We start from the raw sequence: 8,760 nt of genomic DNA, 5'->3' as shown, positions 1-8,760 counted from the left end.
TCTGACTCCACGAACACGAGGATCTCCGATCACGCCCTCTGTAGCCAACCCGCACCCAGCGGATGTCTCACCCGAGACTGACACAGAGGGGGCCGGGGCAGCTATGCCTGGCTCATTTCATAGTTGTCAGGCCCGATCGATCATTTCTGGCCGTGGCCGGAGCATGGCCTGACCTGGACGGATACCGGCGGCACGCCGAAGGTGGGACTGTCCGTAGACGGTGTTTCCGAGCTGCTGAAGCTGGTCGACGAGGCCGTCGGGCGGTGCGGGCTTTGCCGCGGCTGTCTGGAGCGTGGGCGTTCTGGTTGACTGCCTGCCATGGCCGCGACGGTCTCGTCGATTTCGAGACGGAGGACTTCACTCACGACGGCAGGACGCGGACGGTGCACCGAGCCGGCACGGGCCCGGCYGTGATCGTGATCGCGGAGCTGCCGGGTATCACGCCGAAGTCCGAGCGGGATGTGACCGGGGCCGGTGGACCACCGATCCCTGCTACCAGTCGTTTAACTACCAGACACGTCAAGTATGAATGTCGATGCGGTACGTAGCGACAACGGCCATGGCAGTTGGGGATGTTCGGAGTGCGCCGCCGAGCGCACGCTGGTTGAGGCAGGTCAGAGCCCCGCAGCCGATCACACGGCGCGGGCTCTGGGCTTTTCTGATCTTCAGTACTGCAGTTTGTACTGCAATTGAAAACGATCAGCACTCGGGCGCTCCGACGCCACCCATACCATCATCACGTTCCGTAGCATCCGGCCGAGTCCACGGAGCCAACCGGCCAAGGATGCCGTCCACCCATGCTCGCCGGCCGCTCACCGATCCGGTTCACCCGCCTGCCGCTTGAGACGAGGATCTCGACGCCTGGATCGCCCGAAAATCGTCGATCATGAAGGATGGCTAATATATCCCATCGCAAACGATGTCAGCATTCCGTCCCGCACACCGCCGACCCGGATGTCGGCCGCACCCCGGGAGGGCGAGATGCCGCCCGCCAACGGCCTCTACAGGGTTTCCTGGCAGTTACTCGAACGGGACGAAATGTGCGCAGCGCTGCGCGCCCGTGACTTCGGCGCGGCCTTCCGGCTGATGAAGCAGTACGACGGTGCCAGCCAGAACCGCATCGCCTCCCCTGTGGAAGGACTCACCCAGAGCCGCATCAGTCGGGTCATGCGCGACAAGGAACGCATCATCTCCATTCACCCGATCGAGCGTATCGCCGACGGCCTCCGCATCCCTGGCCATCTGCTCCGCTTGGCTCCGCGCCCGTGGGAGATCCCCGACCCCGCATCCGGACCAGCACCGCCGAACGGCTTGCCACCGGATGTCGTGGTGGTTGTCGCTGCTGACGCCGGTCTCCTGAACGGGGCTTCATCGATGCCAAGTGGACCATCGGAATGTAGCCAATCGTGTAGCCAAGCCGGCGGACGTCCACGGACGGCGATGGTCGACGGCGGAACCGGCGCCCAGGCCCCGCCGACTGTGCGGACGAACACGGACGTCGGCTGACGAACCAGACCGACTTTGTAAGGCAGGGGTTTACGCCGAGTAGCACCGTCGACAACGACACTGCCTACACTCGGCGCTCGACGAGCACCRTCTGTCGTCCATCCGACACAGGGGCGTTCACTAACCCATCTTCCGTAACGGACGGTGCATGTCTACTATCCGAATGTGGCAGAAAATTTCCTGCTTGCTCTGGCGAGCGCGCTCCGCACGTTCGCGTCTTGGCTTAACGGTGAGTTCGGCTTCCCCTGACCCCTCGCGCTCATCCTTTTTCTGCCGCTCTTTCTCTGGCTGCTAAGCAGCTTAATATGGTGGATGCGCGGAACCGCTTTTCCAATTCTGTGCGAATACCAGACCACTCGTGATCAACCGTGCCGCCGGATTACCGCCGGAGAGTGGCACCGATGCTGGCAGCATACTCGCGTGTGGCGCCGTCGAACGGACCAGCACCTAGTCAATCCAAGGAAAATTAGACGATGGGAAGTCGAACGACGAGGGCGGATTGTTGAGCGCGATGACGTCCATGGCGCGGGATTTTTCAGCAACCGCTCTGGTCGTACGACACTCCTTTACCGTCGAGGGTTTGCGCGCCCTCCACGGACCGTTTTAGCGGATATACCGAGAGAAATACGGACAGCCTACAATAAGGTCGCGACAGCGTACAGGTTATTCAGAGCGGGGACGTTGTCATTCTCGCAAATTTTTGGACGTAGACCATTGCCTTCCACATCCGGCGTGTCCAGCGTGATACCTATGGTTGTATCTGCGACTCGGGTAATCGCTGCCATCGTCGYGGCCGGCCTTCTCCTCGTGCTAATCTCCGTGCTTGTTCCGGATACGCCGGCAAGATACATGGAGTACTCTTCGGGTGGGCTTTTCATTTATGCGTGGGCAATCGCCCACGCCGCCGTATGGGACAGGGACACCGCATGGCGCCGCCGCTCGACAACAGAAGCATTCAAGTGGACAGGTCAGTTCCTCTTGTTCTCGATTTTTCTCGGTGGGATTTTACAGATAGGGTAAAGCCCAGCTACTCGGCTACCTCGACGGTTATAGCGACGGGCGCTCTCTCCGGGYGGGACGCCAAGCCCATCGACAGTCGTGCACACTCGATGAGCTTCAAACCATTGACGCAAAAGGGTGCAGTTCGCGAAGATCGTATTCTGAGGAGTGAATTGCTGGACCACGGAGGGGCTGGTTTCGGGCATTCGGGAAGACGCTAAGAGCCTGGCTTCCAGCGTTGATCTTATCGGTGTTCGGTTAGCGGCTGCTGGCCTTCTTTCCTGTCCGGGTCGGACGGGTCCGGCTCGCGGGTTCGCGGCGATTCATGCTTCCTACCGGAGGCTGTCGACCGCGTCCTGAGCGTGCTTCCTCCGTCAAGAACACGCCTCGACGAAGCGTAACCGAATGGCTACTTTCGCCATATGGACAGCGAGTTCGTCGGCCGCGGAACCGCAAATTTCGATCTTGCCTGGCTTCGGATGGCTTTCCACGACAGGTTGACCGGACATGCGGACGGCGCACGACCGGTATCCGGTCGTGCTAGCGGTCCACCCGTCGGTGCTGGTCGCGCCCGTGTGCGCAGGCTCTGGCCGGGTGTGTTCCGAGGTTCCTCCAAATCCCTGGATCCAGGGGGCGGGCCCCGGCGGACGAAGATCTTTAGGGCGCTGGCTGGCGCGAGCCGTGCTCGTCGGTCCCGCCGAACACCCGGGAGCGCTCAGTCGCGTCCGGGCTGCCCCCGAAGTGACCGCGCTCCCTGGTGGGCGCGTCGACGCCCCGTCCCGTCCGGGAAACATCGATCCGAAAGGGCGAATCCGCTTGCCTACCAGACCCAGTCTGCCTGGAGTGCTCGCCATCGACACCGGCAACAGCAAGACCGACGTCCTTCTGATCGGCGCGGACGGCACCGTCCTGGGCAGTGCCCGTGGCGGTGRCTTCCGACCGCATCTGGTCGGGGCACAGGCCGCGGTCGCCATGCTGGCGCCGTTGGTCCGGACCGCCGCCGCGCAGGCCGGGTTACCGTCGGAGGAAAACCCCGTGGCGGAGCACACCAGCGCCTGTCTGGCCAATGCCGACCTGCCGGTGGAGGAGGAGCGGCTGCGGAAGGCCATCGAGGAGCAGGGCTGGACGCGGTCGGTGTCCGTCCGCAATGACACCTTCGCTGTGCTGAGGGCCGGGACGGACGACGCGTGCGGGGTCGCTGTGGTCTGCGGCGCCGGAGTCAACTGCGTGGGCCTGGTGCCGGACGGCCGGACGGTGCGTTTCCCCGCTCTCGGACGGCTGACCGGTGACTGGGGTGGCGGCGAGGCGCTGGCGGTGGAGTGCATGTGGCACGCCGTCCGGGCGGAGGATGGTCGCGGTGCGACGACCGCGCTCGCGTCCGCCATCGCCGCGCACTTCAACCTGTCGAGCGCGACCCGCCTCGCCGAGGCGGTCCACCTCGGCGAGATCGAGCAGGACAGGCTTCATGAGATCATCCCGCTTCTGTTCGCCACGGCCGCGGCGGGCGACGCGGCCGCGCTCGGTCTGATCGACCGTCAGGCCGACGAGATCGTCCGGCTCGCTCTGGTGGCGCTCACCCGGCTTGACCTGCTCGACACGCCGACCCCGCTCGTCCTCGGCGGTGGCATGCTGGCCTCCCACCAGCCGCTGCTGCTGGACAACCTCACCGCCCGGCTGGCCGCCTGCGCGCCGCTCGCCGAGATTCGGCTGCTGGTCGCTCCTCCGGTGGTCGGGGCCGCGCTCCTCGGCCTCGACCACCTCTCGGCCGCCCGGCCCGGCTTCTCGGCCGCCCGGCCTCCCGGCGGCTGCCGTGAGGCTCAGCAACGGCTGCGGGCCGCGTACCCGTCGCCGCTGCCATGGCCACCGCTGTGAACAGGAGCCTGCCGGGATGGCCAAGGGATGCGCTCCGTTCCCCGGATGGCAGAAATGATCTCTTTTGCCCACGCTGTCGGATGACGGTGGCCGAGCCGGTGGGCAAGGTCGGCCAGGCGCGTCCGCCGCTCGGCGGGCGTGAGCGATAGTGCCAGGGCCAGCCGTTCGACGAGGTCGTCGAGGGAGTAGGGATCGGTGAGCACCGCCGCCGTTCCCAGTTCCTCCGCCGCTCCGGTGTGCTGGGAGAGCACCAGTACACCCAAGCCGCCGACCGCTGCCTGTACGGCGACGTACTCCTTGGCCGTCAGGTTCATCCCGTCCTGGAAGGAGGTGACCCAGAGGACGTCGGCGGCAAGGTAGTTGTCGACGACCTCGGTGAAGGAGAGCGAGCGAGGCAGATAGTCGATGGGCTGCCAGCCATTCTCCGCCCAGGCCCGGTTGACCTCGGCGATCCGTCGTTCGAGTTCCCGCCGCGTCGAGTCGTAGGCGGTGATGCCGGGCTCGGGCGGGGCGCAGATCAGCCGGACGCGAAGGCGTCCGCGCAGCTCGGGACGGCGGGCGAGCAGCATCGCGACCGCTTTGATCTTCTCAACCGGGGCCTTGGTGTAGTCCAGGCGTTCGACGGAGAGCACCAGGTAGCCATCCTGTCTGCGGATGCGAGGAGCTCGATCGCGGGCGAGCGCCCCGATGGCGTCGTGGTCGACACCGAGTGGGTGGACACCGATCCTCGGCGGTCGCGGGCTCTCCGCGAGGATGGACCGGAAACGCTCGGCAAAGGTCGTGGTGTGGAATCCGGCCCAGTCCAGGCAGTTGAGCGAGGCGCGGATCTCGTCGGCGGTCGGCAGGGCTGCGAACGTCTCCGGTGGCGGGAAGGGGGTGTGGTGGAACAGTCCCACCCGCAGGTCCGGCCGGGTTCTGCGGAGGATGCCCGGTACCAGCCAGAGGTTGTAGTCGTGTAACCAGACCGTGCCGCCCCGGGGCGCCTCGTCGTCGATGCGTTCGGCGAAGCGCCTGTTGACCGTCCGGTACTGCTCCCAGGTGAGCGGGTTGAAACGCAGCCGTTCGGGTTGTGACATCAGTACCGGCCAGAGCGTTTCCTTGCATGCCTGATGGAAGTAGGAGCGCCATTCGTCCGGTCGCAGCGGGAGGAAGGAGAGCGGGATCTTGATGTCATGGCCATCGAGGTGAGCCGCGCGTTGCGGTTGGTCCAGGACCGCGGCGGCCACCCAGACGGCTTCCATACCACCGTTGAAGAGCGCGCGCAGGGTGGGCAGGATGCCGTTCGGGCTCGACGGCTCCTGCCAGTCGGCTTCGGGAGTCCAGCTGACCGGCGGGCGGTGATAGCCGATCACGAGCGGGGAGCCGGCCTCGACCCAGCCCAGCTCCAGCAGCGCCTGTAACACGCCCGCGGCGCCGGGCTGCTGGGGCCGGTGGACGCCCTCCTGACCGTCCAGCGCGGCGATCAGCATGGGCTCGGAGTTGCCGACCGCCACGCCATGCGCACCGATCCGGAACATGGACAGATCGTTGAGGCTGTCCCCGGCGACCAGGATCGATGCGGTCGGCCAGCCCTGCGAGCGGGCGAGAGCGACCAGGGCGTTGCCCTTGGACGCGCCCCTGGGCAGGACGTCGAAGTAGCGGTCCGCCGAGTAGCTCCAGGAGCAGCCGAGCGCCTCCACCGCATCGGTGATAACCGGTGTGAGATCTTCGGGACGGAGGAAGAACGAGCAGCGGCCCTCCTGCGGCACACTGTCCTGGTAGATCAGCGCGGGGAAGCCGCGCAGCGCGGCGCGTATGCGCCCGGTTCCGGGCCAGCCGGCTCGCAGTTCGCTCTGCAGCGGTTGGAGCGGCACGTGGTCGACACCGTCGAGCACGGTCGCGCCGACGTCGGCGATGATCCAGCGGGGCCTGGGCACCAGCGGGTCGTCCAGCGCCTCGCGGATGGAGGACAGTCCGCGCCCGGTGGCGAAGACGACCACCACCTCGGGGTGACGGTTCAGCGCGTCGCGCAGGCGCCGTCGGTCGGTTGCGGCTCCGCCCAGCAGGGTTCCGTCGAGGTCGGTGACCAGGATTGGCACACGGGTTCCCTTCGTGGCGGGGGTGCCTGCTGTGAAATGGACCGTACGGTTTATCGCCGCGTCCCCCACCACGCCCGCCAGCGCCGACCGAACAACTGTTTCTACTCCGGGATAATCAGCGACGATGACCGAGAGTCAGGAACGTGACAGCCAACTGTCATTCCGCGGTTACGGCCGACGGGGCGCGCCACCGGATGTGATCAGCCGACACCGGTGCGGCGCTCCCATCCACCGATCTGAGGTGRCCGCCCACACCGATGACATCCTCGCCCGGACGGCTGACCGCGAATACGGACCCGTCCTGTCCGCGGTGCAGACCACAGCCTCCCTCGGAGCGCAATGATCGCACTTTAAGTGATCGTCGTGTCGGCAGTGTGGCGGTGTGGCGGTGTGGGTCACGATGKGAGCGAGGGGCTGTCGCCCGAAGGCTGGCTGCCGGACCGGGTGTCGGTGGGCGTGCTGACGCGGGGTGTGTCCACCGGAGCTGGTGGACCGGGTGCTGGGTCGGGACATGCAGGATCGCGCTGGGAGCGTCAGGCGCCAGCATCCGTCTCGATGATGTTCAGTTGCGGGTTGCCATCACCGTGTAGGTGCCAGAAACTCGGGTCAGTACCTCGGACGCCTTCGGTATCACCCCAAATGAGAGTAAGCCGGGCGGCTTACATATCAGGGCATGCTGCCTGCCGGTATTCGTGGACGAGCCCGCCGAGCCGATCATGTCAGAGGACCGACACGCCAGGTTCGGGCGGTGGGCCGGTGCCTGTGCGGAGCGGTGCACATTGGCGCAGTGATCGGTGTGGCCGGTGACTGTTGTAGTGATCGGCATATTCGGCGAGGACGGCGGTGGCGTGTCGTTCGCCGAGGATGAGGATGCGGTCGAGGCATTCCACCGGATGAGCTGATGAGTAGCGCAGAAGCCTTGGTCAGATCCTACGGACGAGTTTCCGGCACCGGCAGGTTGGGCTTGCGGCCGTGCCACCGGAATGATTCCCGCCGTCCGGTCCACGACGGGCGGCACCGGGCCAATCAAGTGCTGGGCCGGCRCCGCCCATTCATTGCCCAGCGCTACAGCGGGAGCCCGGAGCCGCACGGAACGGGCTGGCTGTGCTGGGGGTCGAGGGCGTTGAGTACCAACTGGACAGTGGTCACGTCGTAAGGCATCCCGACATGTCCGACGGGGTCGTTGGGGCAGAAGGTCTGCACGGCCTGGTTGGTGACGTTGGGGCCCGCCGGCAGATAGCTCACCGCTTCCGCTGGTGTGGCTACCTCGTCGCGAGTGGTGATGATATTGGTGTAGGTGACGCTCRGGAACGTGGCCTGCGGCGAGTTCAGCGCGTTGAACGCCGGCCAGGTGGACAGTTCATAACAGGCCGGGCAGCCCAATAGTTCGATCGTCTGCCAACCGGGCACCATGTTGAGGATGGTCAGCAGCCCGCTGATGGTGGGCGGGGTCATGGATACCGGTGAGATCCCGACGAAGGTCGACACGTGTGTTGTGCCATAATTCTTCATGTACAGTCGGGAGATAAATCCGCCTTCGGAGTATCCGACCAGTTTTACCCGACTGACTCTGGTGCTGGACACCACCTGGTTGACGAAGTCGTTCAGTTCACCCGCCGAGTTCCCGGTGTAGCCGATGCCACCGGCGTTGGCGGTGTACCAGAGCCTTCCGTAGGTAATGGTGTAGACGCAGTACCCGTTGTTGGCGAGTATCGGCGCGAGCGCCTGCCAGTTGGCGTTCTGGTTTTCGGTGATGCCGTGCACGAGGATGACCGGTTCGGGATGTGCCGCGCTCGGCCTGCACGACCAGTTGTTCGCACCCGGAGGCGGTGAGGCGTTCAGCTGACCGGACGCGTAGGCCGATAACGCGTCCCAGTTCACCGGATACGTGGCCGCGGCCGCCGGGCCGCTGCCGATGACGATGGTCGTGGCAACGATCAATGTGACGACCGCGACGACGCGGCCCATTCTTGATCGTAAGTGACACTCCTTTTGCAATTTCCGGTGCAAGGCATGCTCCTTTTGCAGTTGTCAACGCGAGATGATGTCACRCCTTATTTCACACAAGGGTGATGGCATGACAAATCTGGCTTGTCCGGCTTACCATATATTCATGGGTCATGTCACCGGATGACGATGGGCGTGATGTGCCCGGCGAGCCGATGGCCGCCGCGAAGGGACGGARCACACCAGAGGGACTATCCGGCGACCTCCCCCATGCCGCCCTTGTCACAAAATTTGGACCTACTGTAGATTAGCCCCCTGTTCCGGTCAACGACGTTGTCCTGCTGGAGGGCGTGACCAG

Annotated in this window: 5 protein-coding genes; 2 read left to right on the top strand and 3 right to left on the bottom strand. The window is 65.2% G+C overall.

Annotation, left to right across the window (positions count from 1 at the left end):
* Positions 1-981 precede the first annotated feature (981 nt).
* Both BL254_RS16820 and BL254_RS16815 read left to right on the top strand, forming a co-directional pair.
* Positions 982-1,506: a helix-turn-helix domain-containing protein gene (locus BL254_RS16820; RefSeq protein ID WP_052914730.1), complete on the top strand. Its 525-nt coding sequence runs from the start codon at positions 982-984 to the stop codon at positions 1,504-1,506.
* 1,815 nt (positions 1,507-3,321) lie between these two features.
* Entirely contained in the window at positions 3,322-4,377 is a 1,056-nt protein-coding gene (locus BL254_RS16815; protein WP_076843997.1) for an N-acetylglucosamine kinase, read from the top strand.
* On the opposite strand, the gene BL254_RS16810 is transcribed toward BL254_RS16815, so the two are convergent.
* The 3 genes from BL254_RS16810 to BL254_RS16795 all read right to left on the bottom strand — a co-directional run bounded on the left by BL254_RS16810 (position 4,323) and on the right by BL254_RS16795 (position 8,423).
* Positions 4,323-6,455, bottom strand: coding sequence for a trehalose-6-phosphate synthase (locus tag BL254_RS16810; RefSeq protein WP_076843984.1), 2,133 nt, complete (start codon positions 6,453-6,455; stop codon positions 4,323-4,325). The genes BL254_RS16815 and BL254_RS16810 overlap by 55 nt on opposite strands.
* Before the next feature lie 719 nt (positions 6,456-7,174).
* On the bottom strand, positions 7,175-7,345 hold the full coding sequence (locus BL254_RS25205; protein WP_157180528.1) for an integrase core domain-containing protein: 171 nt from the start codon (positions 7,343-7,345) through the stop codon (positions 7,175-7,177).
* 175 nt (positions 7,346-7,520) lie between these two features.
* A complete protein-coding gene (locus BL254_RS16795; RefSeq protein WP_076843980.1) occupies positions 7,521-8,423 on the bottom strand; it encodes a triacylglycerol lipase in 903 nt (300 codons plus the stop codon).
* Between the last annotated feature and the right edge of the window lie 337 nt (positions 8,424-8,760).

Source organism: Protofrankia sp. BMG5.30 (assembly GCF_001983005.1).
GTDB classification, from domain to species: domain Bacteria; phylum Actinomycetota; class Actinomycetes; order Frankiales; family Frankiaceae; genus Protofrankia; species Protofrankia coriariae.
The sequence above is the reverse complement of the archived record's forward strand: the minus strand, read 5'-3'. Positions and strand labels throughout refer to the sequence as shown.

Bases quoted from the DNA above. Each gene is read 5' to 3' on its own strand.
- BL254_RS16820 (WP_052914730.1), top strand. From the start codon at position 982: ATGCCGCCCGCCAACGGCCTCTACAGGGTTTCCTGGCAGTTACTCGAA.